The following is a 19405-nucleotide window of genomic DNA, read 5'->3' on the forward strand; positions in this document are numbered from 1 at the left end:
TACCCGCGCAAGGGTCAGGCGAAGTCGTATCCGACCTCCACGTAGACCGTGACCTGCCGCGTGCCGGGGCTGATCGAGGCCCCGGCCTCGGCCGCCAGCGCCGCCGCCCGCATCGGCTGCGGCGGGGCCTGGCGCAGCTCGCTCACCGACACCACGCGGCCGAGCGGCCGGCCCGCCAGCGCGGCGTACTGGACGGCCTTGGCGGCGGCGTCCCTGAACGCCCGCTCCCTGGCCTCGGCCAGCGCCCTCGCGGGGTCGGACAGCTCGAACGCCACGCCGTTGAGCCTGACCTCCTCGCCCACGCCCGCCACCGTGTCGATGACGTGGTCGGCCCTGCTCACGTCGCGGACGACGGCCTCCACGCCCTGCGCCGCCCGGTAGGCCGACACCTTGGGGTACGCCGCGTACTCGGGGCCCAGGGACAGCTCGACCGTCGTCACGTCGCGGGCGGTCACTCCCGCCCGGTCCAGCGCCTCGGCGAGCCGCGTCGCGGCGGCGCGGGCGGCGGAGAACGCTTCGGCCGCGGAGGCCCTGCGGACCTCCACGCCCGCGTGCAGCCGCAGGATGTCGGGCGCGGCCAGGACCGAGCCCTCGCCGATCACGGTGATGTCCACGGGCAACCCCCTCAGGTGGGTCCAGGCCCCGATCCTAGATCGGGTACGCGCTACGCGGTGGGCCTGGCGAAGCGGAAACCCATCGCTTCGAACTGCGCCTTGTCGGGAGCCTTCGCCAGCACCCTGCCGACCTGGCCCTTGAGGTCCACCACGACCGCCTCGTAGCCGTTACCCGCCCGCCGCCACACCGCCAGGTGGTCGTCGTCCCACCAGCCGATGAGCCGTTCGGCGGCGATCGGCACGGTGACCGGGTCACCGCCCGCCGTCGGGCGCACGCACAGCGCGGTGCCCGCAGGCGTACAGTGCGCCAGGAACCGGCCGCCGGACGGCGAGACGTCGTCGCCCTCCACCCACACCGGCGAGCCGACGTCCTTGAGCGTGCGCAGCACCTTGCCGTCCAGGCCGTAGAACGTCATCGCGCCGCCCGCCCACGTGCCCACCGCGCGGCCGCCCGCGTCCCAGAAGAAGCGCCACTCCCCCGCGCCCTTCTCCCGCACCTCGAACACCTCGCCCCGGCCCGCGGCGACGTCGATGACGCCGAAGCCGTACGTCTGCACGGCGTCGCCCTCGCCCTTGTAGAGGGTGACCAGGCCCCGCTCACCGTCCGGCGACCAGCGGGGCGTGGTCGGGAAGACCGGCTTCGGGCTGAGCTTGACCACGCGCTTGGTGCCGGTGCGGTGATCGACGATCGAGACGGTGGAGAACAGATCCGTGCTGTAGTCCACGTCGGTGGCCAGGGCGAGGTTCGTCCTGGGGTCGAGGGCGTACTCGAAGTAGCGCTCCTCTGGGGCGAACTCGTTCGCGTCGTGCTTGCGCACGTAGAGGCGCTTGCCGCCGTCCAGCGTGTAGGAGACCAGCTTGACGGGGTCGGCGTCGCTCTCCCGGACCTCCACGGAGGTGCCCGGCAGCGTGAACGTCCGGAGCTCGGGCGTGGCGGTGGTCCCCGCCGTCGTGATGGCCGCCGCCGACGGGGTCGGGCTGACGGTGGGCGACGCAGGCGTGTTCAGCCGTACGGCGACCAGCGTGACCGCGGCGGCCAGCCCCAGCACCCCGGCCGTGGCTCCGGCCACCACCAACCTGGCCCTTCGCCGCCGAGCCGCCCTCTCAGGCCCGTCACCTGGGGCGGCCGGCGCGACCTGACCGCGCGGCCCGGCCGGCGTGGCCGCACCGCCCGCCCCAGGCGACGGCACCGGCTCGGCAGGCCCGCGCAATGGGGCCTGGCCACCTGACGTGGGCGACGGGGTCTGAGCGGGTGATGCCGTCTGACCATGCGGCGCGACCGCACCTGGCGGTGTGACGTGACTGGGCGGTGTGACGTGACTGGGCGGCGTGACCTGGCCGCCTGGCTTGGACGATGCGGCCGGGCCGCTCGGTCCGGGCGGCGTCCGGGCACCCGGACCGGGCTGTGCGGCGGCCTGGGCCGGCGGCGCGACCCGGCCACCTGACGTTGGCGGCGTGGCCATGGGGGGAAGTGCCGTCTCACCGGGCGGCGCTGCCGGGCCGTCCCGCCTGGGCGGCGCGGCCGGGGCGGGCGATGCGGCCTGGCCACCATGCTCGGGCGGTGTGGCCGGGCCCCCCGGGCTGGGCGGTGCCGTCTGGGCACCCGGCCGGGGTGGCGCGGGTGGCGCGGCCTGCCCGCTGGGCTCTAAGGGCGTGTTCCGCGAGGCGGCGCTGCCCTCTAAGAGCAGGCCCTGCTGCGGCCCTGCCTGAGACGGCAGCCCCTGAAGCGCCAGGCCCCGAGACGACGAGCCCTGAGGCGACGAGCTTTCGAGCGACGCGTCCCGAGAGGACGGGCTCTGGGGCGAGGAGCTCTGAGACAACGAGCCATGAGGCGGCGGGTTCTGGGGCGGTGAGGCTTGCGAGGCGGGCTGGCCCGCGGTCTGGGGCGGCAGGGGGTGCCGTGGCGCGGCAGGGACGTGGCCGAGCAGGCGCATGAGGGCCTCGTCGGCCGCCGGTCTGCTGTCCGGGTCCTTGGCCAGGCAGTCGGAGACCAGCGCGCGCAGGGCGGGGTCGCCGATGCAGGAGACGTCGGCCTCGGCGTGCAGGATGCGGTTCACCACGGCGGCCACGCTGTCCTGCCCGAACGGCGGCCGTCCCGACGCGGCGAAGACCATCGTGCCCGCCCAGGCGAACATGTCCGACTTCGGCCCAGGACCCTCGTCGCCGAGTTGCTCGGGCGCCATGTACGACGGCGTGCCGACCACGGCGCTGGTGAGCGTCGATGCCAGGTCGAGCGCCTTGGCGATGCCGAAGTCGATGACGCGCGGCCCGTCGGAGGCCAGCACCACGTTCGACGGTTTGAAGTCCCGGTGCACGATGCCGGCCTGGTGGATGGCGACCAGCGCGGTGACCGTGCCGATGGCCAGCCGGTGCAGGGCGGTGCCGGTGCGCGGGCCCTGCTCGCGTACGACGTCGGTCAGGGTGCGGCCGTCGATGTACTCGCTCACGATGTACGGCCGCCCGTCGCTCAGCCCGGTCTCGATGACCTGGGCGGTGCAGAAGGGCGCCACCCGCCTGGCCATCGCCACCTCGCGGACGAACCGCTCCGACGCCTGGGCGTCGCCCACCAGGTCGGCGCGCAGCAGCTTGACCGCGACACGCGTCCCGTCGGCGCCCGTGGCGAGGTACACGATGCCCTGCCCGCCCTCGCCGAGCCGCCCGGTCAGGCGATAGCCGCCCACCGCCGCGGGGTCGCCAGGACGCAGGGGCGCGTGGTCCGGCATTGGCACATCCCCCACGAAATGGCGACTTTACCGCCATTCTGGCGGTTCGCCGGGCTTCCCGTCACGTGATCACCGGACCGCCCGTCACAGGTTCACCGGGCCGCACATGGCGCGTACGCCGGGCCGCACATCACGTCCTCATCCGGCCGCACGTCACGCGATCACCACCCGCACGTCACGCCCTCATCCGGCCGTGCGTCACGGGATCGCCGGAACGGGCTGCACGCCTTGATCCGGCCGTGCGCCGGGCGTTGCCCGGGGCACACGTCAGGCATCCACGTGCCCGGCCGTCACGGCGCCGGCGATGGCCTGCGGGGCGCGGAGCGGGATGCGGCGGCCGATCCCCGGCAGCCGTACATGCCTCCCGCCGAGCGTGGCGGCGAGCCGGGCCTGGCACTCGTCGGCGTCCTCACCACTGATCACGGTGACCGGGACGGCGGGGAAGGGCTTGTCGGCGCGCAGCAGGAGCAGATCGGCGGCCATGTCACCCCGGGCGAGCCACTCCCCCACGACGGCGGCGGGCACCTTGCCCAGGACGTACACGCCGGACGGGTCGGGCAGGCCGGTGAGCAGCCGGTGCGCGACGGGACCCGTCATGCGGGCCAGCACGGCCGCGCCCCACGTGCCGCCGAGCGCGGGCAGCCACCGCCCTGCGTTCCTGGCGGCGGCGTACGGGCGGCGTCCGGCCACGCAGGCCGGGTCCACCAGGACGAGCCCGGCCAGACACAGCGGGTGCAGCCGGGCGAACGCCTCCGCATGCCAGCAGGCGACACCGTGCGCGACGAGCGTCACCTGCTCAGGGTGGGCGGGTGCGAGCGCGGCCAGGCGGGCGACCTCGGCGTACAGGGTCGGCGGGGTCACGGGACGCGGGCTGCGTCCGAGCCCCGGGCGATCGAAGCGGATGACACGGCGGCTCCCCGCCAACAGCTCGGCCACGGCGTCCCAATGGAACCAGGCGCCGCCGGGACCTGCGGTGATGAGCACGGCGGGCCCCTCACCCTGCTCGACGACATGCGGCCCGGCGCCCTGCGACGCGCCTGCGGGCGGCGGAGGCAGGACGCAACCGCCGGCGGGGGGCGGAGGCACTACGCGGCTACCTCCCGCACGGGGTGGAGGCGGTACGCGGCTGTCAGCGGGCGGCGGAGGCGCCATACCGCCCTCAGCGGGCGGTGGAAACGCCACACGGCCCTCAGCGGGCGGTGGTGGCAGGACGCGGGCGCCGCCCACGCCGCCCATGCGGCCGGGCGCGACCCGCAGGCAGCCCTCGCCGTACGGGTCATCGGTGGCGGCCCCGGGACCGTCCGCACGGCCGGCGACGCCGTCAGCAGGCGGGTCCGCGGCCGCGTCACCGGCCATCCGGCCCTCGGCGGCATCGCCGTCAACGCGCTCCGGAGAGACGTCGTCGGTGACCAAGAGGTGCAGTGCCACGTACACGAGCCAGAACGCGATCACCGTGAGCTGGGCGCGGTGCGCGAGGCCGGCGCCGTGCCCCGCCAGCAGCGCTATCACCAGGAGCAGCGTGGTGACCAGGCTGAGCCAGGTCAGCAGCCACGCCACCCACGACCGCCAGCACGCGGCGAGGAACGCCATGGCGGCCAGGACGGCGAGCGTGGCGAGCGTGCCGGCCGTCTCGTGCAGCCGGTGGGCGAGCGAGACGCCGGCGGCGCCGCAGGAGGGGTCGCTGAGCGCGGCGCAGTCGAGCGGGAACAGCCCGCCGGCGAAGGTGAGCAGCCCGAACGCGGCCAGCGCCAGCCAGCCCGGCCATTCGCGGGCCACCCGGGGCACCAGCAGCACGCCGAGCACGCACGCGAGCCCCGCCAGCCCGTCGCTGACCCGGAACAGCCGGGTCCACGGCTGGTCGCGGGCGGCCAGTTCGCTGACGAAGCCGTGCGTCCTGTCGACCGCGGGCGTGGTGAACTGGCCGGTGATCCAGGCGCTGCCCAGCACCGCCGCCACGATGAACGCGCACGCGGCGAACACGTACAACCTTCGCTCCACGTGACAATTAGATCACTCGGTGCGATAGTCGCAGATGAGCGCCCCTGCGGATAAGCCTCCCCCGAGGCGCCGGCGTCTCGAAGCGCCCCGAAGCCTCAGAGTCCGGGAGCGCCCCACACCGGGAACCAGCGGCCGAGATCCTTCTCCAGCGGCAGCTCGCCCTCCAGCGCACCCCTGGCCTGCAGTTCGAGCGCGTTGTCGCGCTTCTCCCCCGGCAGCGGCGCGAACGGGTAGAAGGTGCCGCGCTTGTACAGGTAGACGACGGCGAGCCGGCCGCCGTCCCGCCGGGCGAACGACACCAGCGAGCACAGCAGCGACGGGCCGAACCCGGCGCCCTCCAGCGAGGAATTGACCGCGTGCAGCTCGGTGACCAGGTCGCTGAGCGCCTCCGGCGGGCGGCGTACGAGCAGCCAGGTGTAGCCGTAGCCGTCGGATGACTTCTCGACGCGATCGCCCAGCAGCGCCTGGACGTCGCGTTCGAGACTGGCGAAGGCGCCGCCCTCGGCGGCGCGGAAGGCGACGGAGCCCAGCCCGGTGGGCGTGAGACCGGTCGCCGCCTGCAGCGTCACCGCCGCGGACGGCAGCGCGAACAGCGCGTCGAGATTCGGCTTGACCGGCTTCGACCGGCCGAGCAGCACGTCGAGCCAGCCCATGGCCTCAGCCCCTTCCGAGCTGGCGGGAGATGCCGGCCAGCTGCTCCAGGCGGCGCTCCAGCGGCGGATGCGTCGAGAACAGCGCGGCCAGCGTCGCCCCCTTGGCCAGCGCGGGCGCGAAGTAGAAGGCGTTGAACGGCTCCGCCTCCCGCAGGTCGCGCGTCGGGATTCTGGCCATGTCGCCGGACACCTTGGTCAGTGCGCTGGCCAGCGCGGACGGGCGCTGCGTGAGCAGGGCACCGGCCCGGTCGGCGGCCAGCTCGCGATAGCGCGACAGGGCGCGGGTGAGCAGGAAGCTGACGGCGTACACGACGACGGACACCAGCAGGATGATGACGCCGATGGGCAGCCCGCCCTGGCCGCCGTTGCGGCGGCCGCCGAGCCCCGTGTAGAGCGCGAACCTGGTCATCAGCCCCGCCACGATGCCGAGGAACGAGGCGATGGTCATGACCGCCACGTCGCGGTGTGCGACGTGGGACAGCTCATGAGCGATCACGCCCTCCAGCTCCTGCGGCTCAAGGCGGCGCAGGATGCCGGTGGTCACGCAGACGACGGCGTGCTTCTGGTCACGCCCGGTGGCGAACGCGTTGGGGACGTCGGACTGCGCGATCGCCACCCGCGGCTTGGGCATGTCGGCCAGCGCGCAGAGCCGGTCGATCATGCCGTGCAGCTCGGGCGCCTCCTGCGGCGAGACCTCCCGCCCGTGCATCGCGAACAGTGCGATGCGGTCGGACAGGAAGTACTGCACCAGCAGGAAGGCGCCCGCCAGCACCAGCACGGTCAGCGCCTGAGCGCCGAGGGCGATCAGTACGCCGACGAACACGACATAGAGCAACCCGAGCAGGAACAGCGTCACGACCATCCGGCGGCTGAGGCCGGGGTCGGACGCGAACCGCGTGCTCACGGGGTCAGCCCGGGATGAGGCCCTGGTCGCCCAGCATCTCCCGGACCTCCTCGATCGAGGCGTCCGCGGGGGGAAGGATCAGCTCTGACGGCTCAAGGCTGTCGTCGGGTAGCGCCTTGCCCACCTGGCGCACCTTGTCGAGCAGCGCGTGCAGCTTGACGCGGAAGGCCTTCTCGTCGCCCGCGTCGATGGCCGCTTCCAGCTCGGAGTCGAGCTCGTTGAGTACGGCGATGTCGTCGGCGGAGATGTCCACCTGACCCTCGCCCATGATTCTGACGATCATGCGCCCTCCCCAGGCTGGCGGTACTGCTGGGTGGGACCGGCCTGCTGCTGCGGCTGGGCCTGCTGCTGCGGCTGAGGCTGCGCCTGCTGCTGCGGCTGGCCCTGCTCGATGGCCTGCTGCGGCGCCGGGCCCTGGCCGAGCTCGGCCTTCATCCTGGCCAGCTCCAGCTCGACGTCCATGCCGCCGCCCATGCGGTCGAGCTCGGCCTGGATGTCGTCGCCGCGGGTGCCGCTGAAGTCGTCGAGCGCGCCGCTGGCGAGCAGCTCGTCGATGGCGCCGGCGCGGGCCTGCATCTGCGCCGTCTTGTCCTCGGCGCGCTGGATCGCCAGGCCGACGTCGCCCATCTCCTCGGAGATGCCGGAGAACGCCTCGTTGATGCGCGTCTGCGCCTCGGCGGCGGTGTAGGTGGCCTTGATGGTCTCCTTCTTCGTACGGAAGGAGTCGACCTTGGCCTGCAGCCGCTGCGAGGCCGTCGTCAGCTTCTCCTCCTCGGCCTGGAGGTTGTCGTGCTGAACCTTCAGATCGGCGATCTGGGCCTGCAGGTTGGAGCGCCGCTGCAGCGCCTCACGGGCCAGGTCCTCGCGGCCGACGGACAGCGCCTTGCGACCCTGCTCCTCCAGCTTCCTCGCCTGGTTCTCCAAGCCGGTTATCTGCAGCTCCACCCTCTTGCGCGAGGTGGCGACGTCGGCCACCCCCCTGCGCACCTTCTGCAGCAGCTCGAGCTGCCGCTGGTAGGAGTAGTCAAGGGTCTCGCGCGGATCCTCCATCTTGTCCAAGGCCTTGTTGGCCTTGGACTTGAAGATCATCGAAAGTCTCTTCATCACGCTCATGCGCGTCGGCCGTCCCCTTCTAGGTCGTGCTGGTGTACATCCCGATGCAGCGCAGCCGCCTTGGGATTACCCTACGCATAACGCACGAGGGCGTCACTAAGTTGCACTCCAGGTAGGGTTGACGTCGTGTTGCGACGCCGTTCCCAAACCTCTGTGGACGACACCCCCGTCCCCGTTGACGATCCTAAGCCCCAGGGTAAAGGTCGTCCCACACCCAAGCGCCGGGATGCCGAAGGCAGGCGGCGCCAGTACGTTTCCGCGCCGAAAGACCGCAAAGAGGCGTACCGGCAGATGCGTGCCAAGCAGGCGGCCGAGCGGGAAAAGGTCCGTCAGGGCATACTCGCCGGTGACGAGCGATATCTGCCTGCCCGCGACAAGGGCCCCGCGCGTAAATTCGCGCGCGACTGGGTCGACTCCCGGCGGCTGCCGAGTCAGTATTTCCTGCCGTTCTCGCTCGTGATCCTGCTGGCCACCTGGATTCCGTGGCCGATGTCGATCCGCGCCCAGGTGCTGGGCTACGTCGTGACGATCGGCTGGCCGATCATGATGCTCGGCGTGCTGTTCACCTCGGTCTACGTGGCCTTCAAGGTGAAGAAGCTGGTGGCCGAGAAGATGCCGAACGAGAGCGTCAAGGGCGTGGGCTTCTACGCGGCCATGCGGGCGCTGCAGATCCGCAAGCTGCGGTTCCCGCCGCCGAGGGTGCAGGTCGGCGGGGAGCCGGTGCCGACCAAGAAGTGACGGCACGGGTCGCCTAGTCCGCGTACTCCCAGCGCAGCACGCCTCGCTCCACCGCGGGCCGCCGGCCGTCGAACTCCGTCCCGTTCTCCAGGGCGTCGGCGACGGCCCGCATGAGCGCGTAGTACGACGGCAGCCGCCGCCCCATGCCGGCGCTCCCGTCGTCCCAGCCGACCGTGCCGTCGGCGGAGTCGATCAAGGCGTACGTCGCGGAGCCGTCCGCCCTGCCGGTGAAGGCGAGGAACGGGATCATCCTGCCGCTCCACAGCTCTCTCCAGGGGTCGTCACCGCTGTCGGTGGGGTCGTGCCCGCACTCCCGGCGCCAGGTGTCCCTGATCTCGCGGATGGGCAGGTTCGACACTCCATCGGGGTCCGCGCCGAATCCGAAGCCCGCGGCGCCGTTGTGGCGCAGCAGCGAGGCGCGCAGGTCGTCGGGGAAGCGCACGCCCATCTGCGCCTCGGCGATCGCGATCGTGCGCGCCCTGCCGGGTCTGCCGAGTTCGCGGTACGTACGCGGCGCGTTCGCCTTCAGCCACCGCTCGATGCGCCGCCACTGACGGTTCACCGCCCGCCTGACCTCGGGGTCGATCGGGCGGATCGTCACCGCACGGCCGCTCGTCGTGCGGCCGGTCTCCGGGCGGGCCGTCCCCGTGCTCAGCGCGGGCGCGCAGTACGGGTCGGGCGTCGGGACCGGCTCCGGGGTGGACGGTGTCATGGGCTCGGCAGTGCGCTCGGCCGCCGCGATCAGCGCGCTCTGGCGTTCCCGCCGGGCCCGCTCGTGCGCGCCGGAGGCGTCGTACGGGGGCATCAGCGCGACCGCGAGCACCACGGCCGCGATCGCCGCGACCGCCGCCCAGACCGGCCACACCCTCGTGCGGCGCGCCGAGCCGCCCGGCCAGGGCACTGTGGCGGTCCGTCCTGCGTCCGGCCTGGCGGGCATGCGGGCGCGACGGCGCAGCCGGACCACGATGGCGGTGAGGATCGCGGCGGTGAGCGCCAGCCGTACGAGCTTCAGCACGTCGCGCACCCTATCCCGAATCAGATCATCCGATGTATGGCCATTAGAGTCGGATGCATGGAATTCCGACACCTTGGCCGCAGCGGTCTCATGGTCAGCGAGATCAGCTACGGCAACTGGCTCACCCACGGCTCTCAGGTCGAGGAGGACGCCGCCAAGCAGTGCGTCCAGGCGGCCCTCGACGAGGGCATCACCACGTTCGACACCGCCGACGTCTACGCGGGGACGAAGGCCGAGGAGGTGCTGGGGCGGGCCCTCAAGGGTGTGCGCAGGGAGTCGCTGGAGATCTTCACCAAGGTCTACTGGCCGACCGGCCCCGGTAAGAACGACCGCGGCCTGTCTCGCAAGCACATCTTCGAGTCGATCCACGGCTCGCTCCGCCGCCTGCAGACCGACTACGTCGACCTCTACCAGGCGCACCGCTTCGACTACGAGACCCCGCTCGAGGAGACGCTCAAGGCGTTCGACGACCTCGTACGCCAGGGCAAGGTCCTCTACGTCGGTGTCAGCGAGTGGACCGCCGACCAGATCGCCCGCGCTCTGAAGATCGCCGATGAGATGGGCTTCGACCGGATCGTGTCCAACCAGCCGCAGTACTCCATGCTGTGGCGGGTCATCGAGTCCGAGGTCGTGCCGCTGAGTGAGAAGGAGGGCGTCGGCCAGATCGTCTGGTCGCCGATCGCTCAGGGCGTGCTGACCGGCAAGTACCTGCCCGGCCAGCAGCCGCCGGAGGGCTCCCGGGCCACCGACAAGAGCGGCTCCGCCATGATCGCCCGCTTCATGCGGGACGACGTGCTGACCCGCGTGCAGGAGCTCAAGCCCATCGCCGCCGACCTGGGCCTGTCCATGGCTCAGCTGGCGGTCGCCTGGGTGCTGCAGAACCCGAACGTCTCCAGCGCCATCGTCGGTGCCACCCGCCCCGAGCAGGTGCGCGACAACGTCAAGGCGGCGGGCGTCAAGCTCGACGCCGACGTACTGAAGAAGATCGACGACGTGCTCGGCGACGTGGTCGAGCGCGACCCGTCCAAGACGGTGAGCCCGGCCACCCGGCCGTAGCCCCCGTACGACGAAACCCCTTGAGCCGTACTCCGCTCAAGGGGTTCTTCGTTTCCTCCGGCTCTTTCTGCCTTACTCCTGGCGCAACGACAATCCCGTGTACTCCACGCGGTCCTCCTCAAGCAACGCGACCTGCTCGACACCCGCCTCGAGCAGCTCACGCCAGTTCTCGCCGAGCCAGGACTCGGCGTCGGCCTGGCTCGGGAAGACCTCTCGCGGCAAAGGGCGATCCGCCACCTCTGCGCCACGCGCGTTCTCATAACGCCATCGCCATGTCATGCCACACGCTCCTTATCCGCCGGCGCACCCTTCGCAGGCACTGCGAACCCTACCGTCGAGCCTTCCCCGCCGGCCTGTCCCGCGCGCCTTTCGCGGAGCGAGTGTGACGGCTTCGCCGGCGCACCCTCCGCCCCTGGCCTCCGACCTTCCCGCCGGCCTGCCCCGCGCGCCTTCCTCTGTCTCCCCCGGTTCCGCGTCCCCCTCACTCCTGTCTGACGCGCGGGACCCGGCGGGGGCGCGCGGCCGTTCCCTTTGTACGCTCGGCGCGGTGAAGGTCCTTCTCACCGGTACGGCCGGGGGCGCGGGCTGGCCGGAGCCCGGCTGCCTGTGCGCCTCGTGCGCCGCGCTGCCCGCCGGTCATCGCCGCCCGTTCGGGCTCGTGGTCGACGGCCGCGTCACGTACCCCTTCCGCGACCTGCCCGCCGGCTACCGCACGTCCGCAGGCGGCCTCGGGCTGGTCTGCCCCGACGGCGCCCGGCTGCTGCACCTCCCCCGGGGCGTCCCCGTGCCCGCGCCGGAGCCCGCCCCGTACGACGTCGTGCTCATCGACCTCCTCGGCCGTCCGGAACGTCTCGGAGAGCTGCGCAGGGCCGGGCTGGCGGGCGCGGCGACCACGGTGGTGGCCGTCGGGCTCGACCACCGGATCCGTTCGGAGGATGAGCTGGCCCGGCGGCTGCGGCTGTGGGGCGCGATCGCCGTATCCGACGGCACGGAGGTGACACCGGGACAGGGCGTGCGGGCGCGGATGCCACGGCGGGCGCTGCTGCTCGGCGGATCCAGGTCGGGCAAGTCGGCGGAGGCGGAGGCCAGGCTGGCGGCGGAGCCGCACGTCACGTACGTGGCCACGGGTCCTTCCTGCGCGGGCGACGGCGAGTGGGCGGCGCGCGTACGGGCGCACCGGGAGCGCAGGCCCGCGCACTGGGACACCCTGGAGACCACCGATCTCGCGACGGCGATCCGCTCCGCCACCACGCCGCTGCTGATCGACGGCCTGGGCACGTGGCTGGCGGCGGTCTTCGACGAGCACGGGGCCTGGGAGGGCGACCGGGCTCCGGTGTCCGCCCGCTGCGACGAGCTGGTGGCCGCCTGGCGGCAGGCGCCGCAGCCGCTGGTGGCCGTCTCGGACGAGGTCGGCATGGGCGTGGTGCCCGCGACGGCCAGCGGACGCGCGTTCAGAGACGCCCTGGGACGCCTCAACGAGCGCCTGGCCGCCGAATCGGAGTACGTGGCCCTGGTGGTCGCGGGCCGCGTACTCGAACTGTGAGCGAAGCCGTCAGCCCCGCACCCGGCCCGGCGGTGGTCAGGAGCGGGCGGCGCGGGCGTACCAGCGGCCGTCGATCCTGTCCACCTGGAGCGGCCGCCCGAAGCACTCGCTGAGCAGCTCGGAGGTGAGCACGTCCTCGGCCGGGCCCGCGGCGAGCACCCTGGCCTCGCGCATGAGCATGGCGTGCGTGGTCGTGGCGGGCACCTCCTCCAGGTGGTGGGTGACGGTCACGGTGGTGAGCACGGGACGGACGGCGGCGAGGTGCTCGACGGCGCTGACGAGGTCTTCGCGGGCGGGCAGATCGAGGCCCGCGAACGGCTCGTCGAGCAGCAGCACCGCGGGCTCCGACATGAGGGCCCTGGCCACCCGTACGCGGGCCCGCTCGCCCTGGGAGCACACGCGGAACGGCCGCTCGGCGAGTTCCTTGCAGCCGAGGTCGGCGAGGAGCCAGTGCGCGCGGTCGTGCTCGGCGTCGCCGTACCGGTCCCACAGCGGAACGCTCGTGCTGGTGTGCCCGGTGAGCACCACCGTGTGAGCGGTCGCCCCTTCCTCCTCCATCAGCTCCTCGTCGACGAGCCGCTGGCTGGAGGCGACGAGCCCGATGTGGCGGCGCAGTTCGCGCACGTCGACGCGGCCGAGCCGGTGCCCGAGCACCTTGACCGTGCCCTCGCTGGGGTGGCGCACCGCCGCCGCGAGCGACATCAGCGTCGTCTTCCCCGCGCCGTTGGGCCCCAGGACGGCCCAGTGATCGCCGTAGTCCACCTGCCAGTCGACGCCGTGGAGCAGCGTCTTGCCTGCGATCCTGACGCCGACGCCTTGCAGTTCGAGCACGTGCATCCCGCCACCCTAGTGGGCCCTAGGATCGCCCGTTATGCGATCGATGGACGGGCTGCGGTTCGCCGTGGGCACGCTGAGCCTCTTTCCCGTACGCGTGGAGCGGGTGGATCGGCGCGTGGCGGGGCAGGCGATGGCGCTCGCCCCGGCCGTCGGTCTCGCGTTGGGGCTGGTCGCGGGGCTGCCGCCGGCGCTGCTCGGCGGCCGGCCGCTGCTCGGGGCGGCGCTGGCGATCGCGCTGCTGGCGCTGTTCACCCGGGCGCTGCATCTGGACGGGCTCGCCGATCTCGCGGACGGGCTGGGCAGCGCGAAACCGGCCGCCCAGGCGCTCGACATCATGAAAAAGTCGGACATCGGGCCGTTCGGCGTGGTGACGCTGGTGCTCACGCTGCTCGTCCAGGTCGCGGCCCTCGCCTCCATCGGCGGCGGCCATCTCGTACGCCATGCCGCCCTGGTGACCGCCTGCCTGGCCGGGCGGCTGGCGTTGACGTGGGCCTGCCGGGAGGGCGTGCCGGCCGCCCGCCCCGAGGGGCTGGGCGCGATGGTCGCGGGCACCGTACGCCGCCCCGCCGCCGTGCTCGTCACCGTGGCCGCGCTTGTCGTCGCCGCCGTGATCGGCCTGGTCGCGGCGGGCGGGCTCGAAGAGCTCCCGCCCGCCGGAGCGCTCGCGGCGCCGGCCGCGCTGCTCGCGGGGCTCGCCGCCGCCCTGCTGCTGCTCAGGCGCGCCAGGCGGCGGCTCGGCGGCATCACAGGGGACGTGCTCGGCGCGCTCGTGGAGACGGCCACGACGGCGGCGCTGGTGGCGTACGCGCTGCTCGCCTGACGCGGCCGGACAGCAGCACGCCGGCGGGTCGCATGCGAGGAACCTCAGCCCGCGTCACAAGACCGCGTGGCACGAGCCTCAGTCCGCGTCGGCGGGACGGGTGGATCCCGACCCGGCCGATTCGGGCTCCGGCTCGTCGGAGTCGGCGGCACCGGCATCAGGCCCGTCCTCATCGGACTGCCCCGCCGCCTCGGGTGCGGCGGGGCGCGGGACGCCCACCGGGAGGAAGCGGAGCAGGGCCGCGCCCACCAGGGCGAGCAGCACCCACCCGACCACGCCGGTGATGCCGGCCAGGATCTCGTTCGGCGGTTCTGCGGCGTCGCCGAGCAGCAGGACGGGCCCGGCGACGGCGTTCAGTGACGCGTGCGCCACCACCGCGGGCCACACGCTGCCCGACCGCAGCCGCAGCCACCCGATGGCCACGCCGGCCACCGCGCAGAAGCCGATGAACGCCAGCGCCGCCCAGGAGCCGAGCCGCGGGTAGTTGTAGCCGAGCAGGGTGAGCGGGGCGTGCCACAGTCCCCAGATGAGCCCGGAGTAGATGAGGCCCGCGACGACGCCGTTGGCGGCGATGAGGCGGGGCAGCAGCCAGCCGCGCCAGCCCCACTCCTCGCCCAGCGCCGGGATCAGGATCTGCACGGGCACCAGCAGCGACGCCAGCACGAGCTGGGTGACGGCCACCGCGGTCATGTCGGCGGGCGGCTCGGCGCCGCGGGCCCGCAGCACCTCCGCGAGGAGGCTGAACGTGTCGAGGTCGAGCGAGACCAGGCCGACGGCGGCGCTGATCCCCATGGCGAGCAGCGTCAGCAGCGGCACGCCGAACCAGGCGGCGAGCACGAGGCGGCCGGTGCGGCCCTTGCGCTCGCCGAGGGTGAGCCCGGTCTCCCTGGCCCACTGGCGGAACGGGACGCGCGTGGTGGCCCACACGCCGAGCACGCCGATGGTGGGGGTGAACATCATCAGCGCGCCCAGCGCCTGCACCTTGAGCGGCGTGCCGAGCCCGTCGCCGAACCACAGCGGCAGCGTCGCGGCCCAGGAAAGCCCGAATGCGAGGACGATGTAGACGAGCAGCGGTCTTCTCATGTCTGTGCACGCTCCGCGATGAGGGCGTTGATGAGGGCGGCGCCGCGTTCCGCGTCGTCGATGCTGATCGCGAGCTGCCCACCGGAACGGTAGCGGAGCACGAGGCACTCGCCGCCGCGCAACATGATGGTGGCCGCTCCCGGCAGCCCGCGAAAGCCCCAGCCGCCGGTCTCTGCGGGCGAGCGCTCCTCGGCCCAGGCCGACTCGACGGCCGACAGCTTGATGTGCCGGGCGGGCCAGCCGAACGGGCCGAACCCGATCCTGATCACGCCGTCGCCGACGCGTACGGACACGGCCATGGTGGCGAGCCCGACCAGCAGGAGGATGATCGCGCCCGGGAGGATGGCGCTCACCAGGGACTGTCCCTGCCCGCGCAGGCCGGACACGGCCATCAGCACGGTGACGGCGAAGGCCGCGACGACGGCCCAGGTGATCTTGCGGTTGACCACTCGGCCGACCCAGACCGCGCGCTGGCCGGAGCGGAGCTTGAGCACGGGCGGCTCCAGGTTTCCCGGGGACGGCTCGTCGGGCTCTCCCTTGGCGAGCACGGCGGCCAGCCCCATGACGGCGAGCATGCCCGCGAGCACGGCGGGGATGTGCCAGCCCGGCAGCGTGGCGGCCGTCCACTCGGGGACGTCGAGGTTGGCGGCCAGCGTCGAGACCTGGGCGCCGATCAGCAGCGTGCCCATCCCGAACAGCATCGACCACCACGTCATCCGGGGCACGCGGCGGGCCTGCGCCCGCGCGGCCGACGCGACCAGGCCCACGCCGAGCACCGCCCAGATGGCCGTGCTGGTGATGAGGTGTCCCGTGAGCGAGTTCGAGCCGTCGGGCAGGGACCCCGACCAGTGGGTGGCCATGGGATCGGGAAGCCGGTCGCGCACGGCGAAGGTCGACAGGACCAGCACGGTGGTCACGGCCAGCCACCAAACGGCGGCGACGGCTCGGGGAATCACGTCAATCCCTCCAGGATGGTGATGAGGTCGTCACGGCTGTAGCCGTATCTCTTGCCCTCCTCCAGCAGCTCGCGGGCCCGCTGGACGAGCAGCGCGCGCCCGTCGGCGCGCCCTGCGACGCTGACGCCGCGGCCCCTCCTGAACTCCAGCAGCCCCTCGTCGCGCAGCTCGCGCAGGGCGCGCAGCACGGTGTTGGAGTTGATGCCCAGGGCGCCGGCCAGGTCGCGGGCCGGCGGCAGGCGGTCGCCCGGCCGGTAGGAGCCCTCGCCTATGGCACGGCGGATCGCGCCGGCCACCTGCTCGTGGAGCGGCCGGGCGTCGTTGAGATCGAGCGTCAGCAACATGGTGCCAATGACACTAGCACTATTATTCGATCACCGCGCGGCCGTGATTCGTGGGATGAACCCCTGTTTGTGAGTACGCAGAAACCGTGGATAGCATCGGTTTACGTGACCACAGTGCGGCTGAACTCAGCAGATCCCGTCTCCATCGACACCGACGCCCTGATCGTCGGCTTCCGGTCCGGCCAGGACGGCCCCGTCCCCGCGGTGGGCGCCGAGGCCCTGGATTCCGCGTTCGGCGGCAAGCTGGCCGCGTCGCTCGACGCCGTCGGCTTCACCGGCAAGGCGGGTGAGCTGGCGAAGCTGCCCACGTTCGGTTCGGTCACCGCTCCCCTCCTCGTCGCCGTCGGCCTGGGCGACTCCCCCGACCTCGAGGCGCTGCGCCGCGCCGCCGGTGCCGCCGTGCGCTCCGTCGCCGGCCAGTCCAGGGCCGCGCTCGCGCTGCCCGCCGGCACCGCGGAAGAGGCCGAGGCCGTCGCGCTCGGCGGCCTGCTCGGCGCGTACGCGTTCTCCCGCTACCGCACCGGCGGCGACCAGAAGGCTCCCGTCGCCGAGCTGACCGTGCTGTCCGGCCAGGGCGACGGCGTGGCCGAGCGCGCGAGCGTGCTCGCCGAGTCCGTCACACTGGTCCGCGACCTGGTCAACACCCCGCCGTCCGACCTGTGGCCGGCCAGGTTCGCCGAGCTCGCCGAGCAGGCGGGCGGCAAGGCCGGCCTGACCGTCGAGGTGCTCGACGAGCGGCAGCTCAAGGAGGGCGGCTACGGCGGCCTCATCGGCGTCGGCCAGGGTTCGTCCAACCCGCCGCGCCTGGTCCGCCTCTCCTACAGCCACCCCGAGGCGAGCAAGACGCTCGCGTTCGTGGGCAAGGGCATCACGTTCGACTCCGGCGGCCTGTCGCTCAAGCCGTCGGCCTCCATGGACTGGATGAAGTCCGACATGGGCGGCGCGGGCGCCGTGCTCGGCGCGCTCATCGGCATCGCCAGGCTCGGCCTGCCGGTCAACGCCATCGGCTACCTCTGCCTGGCGGAAAACCTTCCGAGCGGCACCGCCCAGCGCCCCTCCGACGTCATCCACAGCTACAGCGGCAAGACCGTCGAGGTGCTCGACACCGACGCCGAGGGCCGCCTGGTGCTCATGGACGGCATTGCCCGCGCCGCCGAGGACCGGCCCGACCTGATCGTCGACGTCGCCACGCTCACCGGCGCCCAGATCGTCTCGCTCGGCTGGCGCACCGCCGGCGTCATGGCCAACGACGACGCCGTCAGGGAGCTGGTGGTCGAGGCCGCCGGCGCCGCCGGCGAGGGCGCGTGGGGCATGCCGCTGCCCGAGGAGCTGCGCAAGGGCCTCGACTCGGCCGTCGCCGACATCGCCAACCTCCAGCCCGAGCGCTGGGGCAGCATGCTGGCGGCCGGGATCTTCCTGAAGGAGTTCGTGCCCGACGGCGTGCGCTGGGCCCACATCGACATGGCCGGTCCCGCGTACAACAAGGGCGAGCCGTACGGCTACATCCCCAAGGGCGGCACGGGCGCCTTCACCCGCACCCTGATCGGAGTCGCGGAGCGGCACGCGAGCATCTGAAACAAATGAAAAGATGACGGCATCACGAACACCCCGACAAGGAGCCTTCCTGTGGCCTATGACATCGTCGTCCTAGGAGGCGGCAGCGGCGGTTACGCCTGTGCCCTGCGGGCGGCTGAGCTGGGCAAGTCGGTCGCCCTGATCGAAAAGGACAAGATCGGCGGCACCTGCCTCCACAGGGGATGCATCCCCACGAAGGCCCTGCTGCACTCCGCCGAGATCGCCGACGAGACCCGTGAGAGCGAGTCCTACGGCGTCAAGGCGAGCTTCGAGGGCATCGACGTCCAGGGCGTCCACGCCTTCAAGGACAAGATCGTCAATCGGGCCTGGAAGGGCGTGCAGGGCCTGCTGAAGGCCGCGGGCGTGACGATCGTCGAAGGCGAGGGCCGCCTCGTCGGCCCCAACCGGATCCAGGTGGGCTCCGACGTCTACGAGGGCCGCAACATCGTCCTGGCCACCGGTTCCGCGCCCAAGACGCTGCCCGGCCTCGAGATCGACGGCGAGCGCGTCATCACCAGCGAGCACACGCTCAAGATGGAGCGCGTCCCCGCCTCCGTGGTCGTGCTCGGCGGCGGCGTGATCGGCGTCGAGCTGGCCAGCGTCTACCGCTCCTTCGGGGCGGAGGTCACGATCGTCGAGGCGCTGCCCCACCTGCTGCCCACCGAGGAGGAGTCCAGCTCCAAGCTGCTCGAGCGGGCCTTCCGCCGCCGCGGCATCAAGTACGAGCTCGGCGTCTTCTTCGACAGCGCCAAGACCACCGAGTCCGGCGTCATCGTCACCCTCGCGGGCGGCAAGACGCTCGAGGCCGAGGTGCTGCTCGTCGCCGTCGGCCGCGGCGCGGTCTCCTCCGGCATGGGCTTCGAGGAGCAGGGCATCGCCATCGAGCGCGGCACCGTCGTGGTGGACGAGTACTGCCGCACCTCCGTGCCCGGCGTCTACGCCATCGGCGACCTCATCCCGACCCCGCAGCTCGCGCACGCGGGGTTCGCGGAGGGCATCCTGGTCGCCGAGCACATCGCCGGGCTCAACCCGCCGCCCATCGACTACGCGGGCGTGCCGCGCATCACCTACTCCGACCCCGAGGTGGCCTCGGTCGGCCTCACCTCGAAGCAGGCGGCAGAGCGCGGCATCGAGATCGTCGAGCAGGTCTACGACCTCGCGGGCAACCCCAAGAGCCAGATCCTCGGCACGTCGGGCGCCGTGAAGGTCATCGCGCAGAAGGACGGGCCCGTCGTCGGCGTCCACATGGTGGGCCGGCGCATCGGCGAGCTCGTCACCGAAGGCCAGCTCATCTACAACTGGGAGGCCCTGCCCGCAGAGGTCGCCCAGCTCATTCACGCACACCCGACCCAGTCCGAGGCCATGGGTGAGGCGATGCTGGCTCTCGCCGGCAAGCCGCTGCACGTACACAACTAGTCCAGCCCTCGAGATCC

The 19405-nt window shown here is 72.7% G+C and carries 19 protein-coding genes; 6 read left to right on the top strand and 13 right to left on the bottom strand.

Going from position 1 to position 19405, the window contains the following annotated elements:
* Nucleotides 1–14 precede the first annotated feature (14 nt).
* From AB0K67_RS09015 to AB0K67_RS09045, 7 genes are all read right to left on the bottom strand, one after another.
* A complete protein-coding gene (locus AB0K67_RS09015) occupies nucleotides 15–614 on the bottom strand; it encodes an SIMPL domain-containing protein (protein ID WP_364055285.1) in 600 nt (199 codons plus the stop codon).
* 50 nt (nucleotides 615–664) lie between these two features.
* Nucleotides 665–3337 carry a protein kinase gene (locus AB0K67_RS09020; protein ID WP_364055288.1) on the bottom strand — a complete coding sequence of 891 codons (2673 nt, stop codon included), beginning with the start codon at nucleotides 3335–3337 and terminating at the stop codon, nucleotides 665–667.
* Between the two features lie 267 nt (nucleotides 3338–3604).
* Nucleotides 3605–5335 (bottom strand): alpha/beta fold hydrolase, encoded by a 1731-nt coding sequence (locus tag AB0K67_RS09025; protein WP_364055291.1) that lies wholly within the window; start codon nucleotides 5333–5335, stop codon nucleotides 3605–3607.
* A gap of 95 nt (nucleotides 5336–5430) precedes the next feature.
* Nucleotides 5431–5988, bottom strand: coding sequence for a hypothetical protein (locus tag AB0K67_RS09030; RefSeq protein ID WP_364055294.1), 558 nt, complete (start codon nucleotides 5986–5988; stop codon nucleotides 5431–5433).
* Between the two features lie 4 nt (nucleotides 5989–5992).
* A complete protein-coding gene (htpX, locus tag AB0K67_RS09035; RefSeq protein WP_364055297.1) occupies nucleotides 5993–6892 on the bottom strand; it encodes a zinc metalloprotease HtpX in 900 nt (299 codons plus the stop codon).
* Between the two features lie 4 nt (nucleotides 6893–6896).
* Nucleotides 6897–7175, bottom strand: coding sequence for a hypothetical protein (locus AB0K67_RS09040; protein WP_364055300.1), 279 nt, complete (start codon nucleotides 7173–7175; stop codon nucleotides 6897–6899).
* Complete coding sequence (locus AB0K67_RS09045) at nucleotides 7172–8005, bottom strand: PspA/IM30 family protein (RefSeq protein WP_364055303.1); 834 nt, start codon at nucleotides 8003–8005, stop codon at nucleotides 7172–7174. The genes AB0K67_RS09040 and AB0K67_RS09045 overlap by 4 nt, the downstream gene beginning before the upstream one ends.
* Nucleotides 8006–8158: 153 nt before the next feature.
* On the opposite strand from AB0K67_RS09045, the gene AB0K67_RS09050 reads away from it, so the two are divergent.
* Nucleotides 8159–8743: a DUF3043 domain-containing protein gene (locus tag AB0K67_RS09050; protein ID WP_364055305.1), complete on the top strand. Its 585-nt coding sequence runs from the start codon at nucleotides 8159–8161 to the stop codon at nucleotides 8741–8743.
* 13 nt (nucleotides 8744–8756) lie between these two features.
* On the opposite strand, the gene AB0K67_RS09055 is transcribed toward AB0K67_RS09050, so the two are convergent.
* Nucleotides 8757–9758 carry an SMI1/KNR4 family protein gene (locus AB0K67_RS09055; protein WP_364055308.1) on the bottom strand — a complete coding sequence of 334 codons (1002 nt, stop codon included), beginning with the start codon at nucleotides 9756–9758 and terminating at the stop codon, nucleotides 8757–8759.
* 57 nt (nucleotides 9759–9815) lie between these two features.
* On the opposite strand from AB0K67_RS09055, the gene AB0K67_RS09060 reads away from it, so the two are divergent.
* Nucleotides 9816–10814: an aldo/keto reductase family protein gene (locus AB0K67_RS09060; RefSeq protein ID WP_364055311.1), complete on the top strand. Its 999-nt coding sequence runs from the start codon at nucleotides 9816–9818 to the stop codon at nucleotides 10812–10814.
* A 72-nt stretch (nucleotides 10815–10886) separates the two neighbouring features.
* On the opposite strand, the gene AB0K67_RS09065 is transcribed toward AB0K67_RS09060, so the two are convergent.
* Entirely contained in the window at nucleotides 10887–11093 is a 207-nt protein-coding gene (locus AB0K67_RS09065; protein WP_364055314.1) for a hypothetical protein, read from the bottom strand.
* Nucleotides 11094–11361: 268 nt separating this feature from the next.
* Between AB0K67_RS09065 and AB0K67_RS09070 the strand changes: the two genes are divergently transcribed.
* Nucleotides 11362–12357, top strand: a complete 996-nt coding sequence (locus AB0K67_RS09070) for a bifunctional adenosylcobinamide kinase/adenosylcobinamide-phosphate guanylyltransferase (RefSeq protein WP_364055317.1) — start codon at nucleotides 11362–11364, stop codon at nucleotides 12355–12357.
* A gap of 36 nt (nucleotides 12358–12393) precedes the next feature.
* On the opposite strand, the gene AB0K67_RS09075 is transcribed toward AB0K67_RS09070, so the two are convergent.
* A complete protein-coding gene (locus tag AB0K67_RS09075) occupies nucleotides 12394–13194 on the bottom strand; it encodes an ATP-binding cassette domain-containing protein (RefSeq protein ID WP_364055320.1) in 801 nt (266 codons plus the stop codon).
* Between the two features lie 34 nt (nucleotides 13195–13228).
* Here AB0K67_RS09075 and AB0K67_RS09080 point away from each other — a divergent pair, with 34 nt between their 5' ends.
* On the top strand, nucleotides 13229–14014 hold the full coding sequence (locus tag AB0K67_RS09080; RefSeq protein WP_364055323.1) for an adenosylcobinamide-GDP ribazoletransferase: 786 nt from the start codon (nucleotides 13229–13231) through the stop codon (nucleotides 14012–14014).
* 78 nt (nucleotides 14015–14092) lie between these two features.
* Here the strand turns inward: AB0K67_RS09080 and AB0K67_RS09085 are convergent, their stop codons facing one another.
* From AB0K67_RS09085 to AB0K67_RS09095, 3 genes are read right to left on the bottom strand one after another with little or no spacing between them, the layout of a single operon-like run.
* Nucleotides 14093–15097: a CPBP family intramembrane glutamic endopeptidase gene (locus AB0K67_RS09085; protein WP_364055326.1), complete on the bottom strand. Its 1005-nt coding sequence runs from the start codon at nucleotides 15095–15097 to the stop codon at nucleotides 14093–14095.
* Nucleotides 15094–16053, bottom strand: a complete 960-nt coding sequence (locus AB0K67_RS09090; RefSeq protein ID WP_364055329.1) for a hypothetical protein — start codon at nucleotides 16051–16053, stop codon at nucleotides 15094–15096. Before AB0K67_RS09090 ends, AB0K67_RS09085 begins: the two co-directional genes overlap by 4 nt.
* Nucleotides 16050–16397, bottom strand: coding sequence for a GntR family transcriptional regulator (locus tag AB0K67_RS09095; protein ID WP_364055332.1), 348 nt, complete (start codon nucleotides 16395–16397; stop codon nucleotides 16050–16052). Before AB0K67_RS09095 ends, AB0K67_RS09090 begins: the two co-directional genes overlap by 4 nt.
* 105 nt (nucleotides 16398–16502) lie before the next feature.
* Here AB0K67_RS09095 and AB0K67_RS09100 point away from each other — a divergent pair, with 105 nt between their 5' ends.
* Nucleotides 16503–17972, top strand: coding sequence for a leucyl aminopeptidase (locus AB0K67_RS09100; protein WP_364055335.1), 1470 nt, complete (start codon nucleotides 16503–16505; stop codon nucleotides 17970–17972).
* A 51-nt stretch (nucleotides 17973–18023) separates the two neighbouring features.
* Nucleotides 18024–19388 carry a dihydrolipoyl dehydrogenase gene (gene lpdA / locus AB0K67_RS09105; RefSeq protein WP_364055338.1) on the top strand — a complete coding sequence of 455 codons (1365 nt, stop codon included), beginning with the start codon at nucleotides 18024–18026 and terminating at the stop codon, nucleotides 19386–19388.
* Nucleotides 19389–19405: the final 17 nt, after the last annotated feature.

This window comes from Nonomuraea sp. NPDC052634 (assembly GCF_040678535.1).
Lineage (GTDB): Bacteria > Actinomycetota > Actinomycetes > Streptosporangiales > Streptosporangiaceae > Nonomuraea > Nonomuraea fastidiosa.

Coding starts and splice junctions, on each gene's coding strand:
- AB0K67_RS09045 (WP_364055303.1), bottom strand. CDS start 8,005: ATGAGCGTGATGAAGAGACTTTCGATGATCTTCAAGTCCAAGGCCAAC.
- AB0K67_RS09020 (WP_364055288.1), bottom strand. CDS start 3,337: ATGCCGGACCACGCGCCCCTGCGTCCTGGCGACCCCGCGGCGGTGGGC.
- AB0K67_RS09065 (WP_364055314.1), bottom strand. CDS start 11,093: ATGACATGGCGATGGCGTTATGAGAACGCGCGTGGCGCAGAGGTGGCG.
- AB0K67_RS09095 (WP_364055332.1), bottom strand. CDS start 16,397: ATGTTGCTGACGCTCGATCTCAACGACGCCCGGCCGCTCCACGAGCAG.
- AB0K67_RS09040 (WP_364055300.1), bottom strand. CDS start 7,175: ATGATCGTCAGAATCATGGGCGAGGGTCAGGTGGACATCTCCGCCGAC.
- AB0K67_RS09060 (WP_364055311.1), top strand. CDS start 9,816: ATGGAATTCCGACACCTTGGCCGCAGCGGTCTCATGGTCAGCGAGATC.
- AB0K67_RS09075 (WP_364055320.1), bottom strand. CDS start 13,194: ATGCACGTGCTCGAACTGCAAGGCGTCGGCGTCAGGATCGCAGGCAAG.
- AB0K67_RS09085 (WP_364055326.1), bottom strand. CDS start 15,097: ATGAGAAGACCGCTGCTCGTCTACATCGTCCTCGCATTCGGGCTTTCC.
- AB0K67_RS09080 (WP_364055323.1), top strand. CDS start 13,229: ATGCGATCGATGGACGGGCTGCGGTTCGCCGTGGGCACGCTGAGCCTC.
- AB0K67_RS09030 (WP_364055294.1), bottom strand. CDS start 5,988: ATGGGCTGGCTCGACGTGCTGCTCGGCCGGTCGAAGCCGGTCAAGCCG.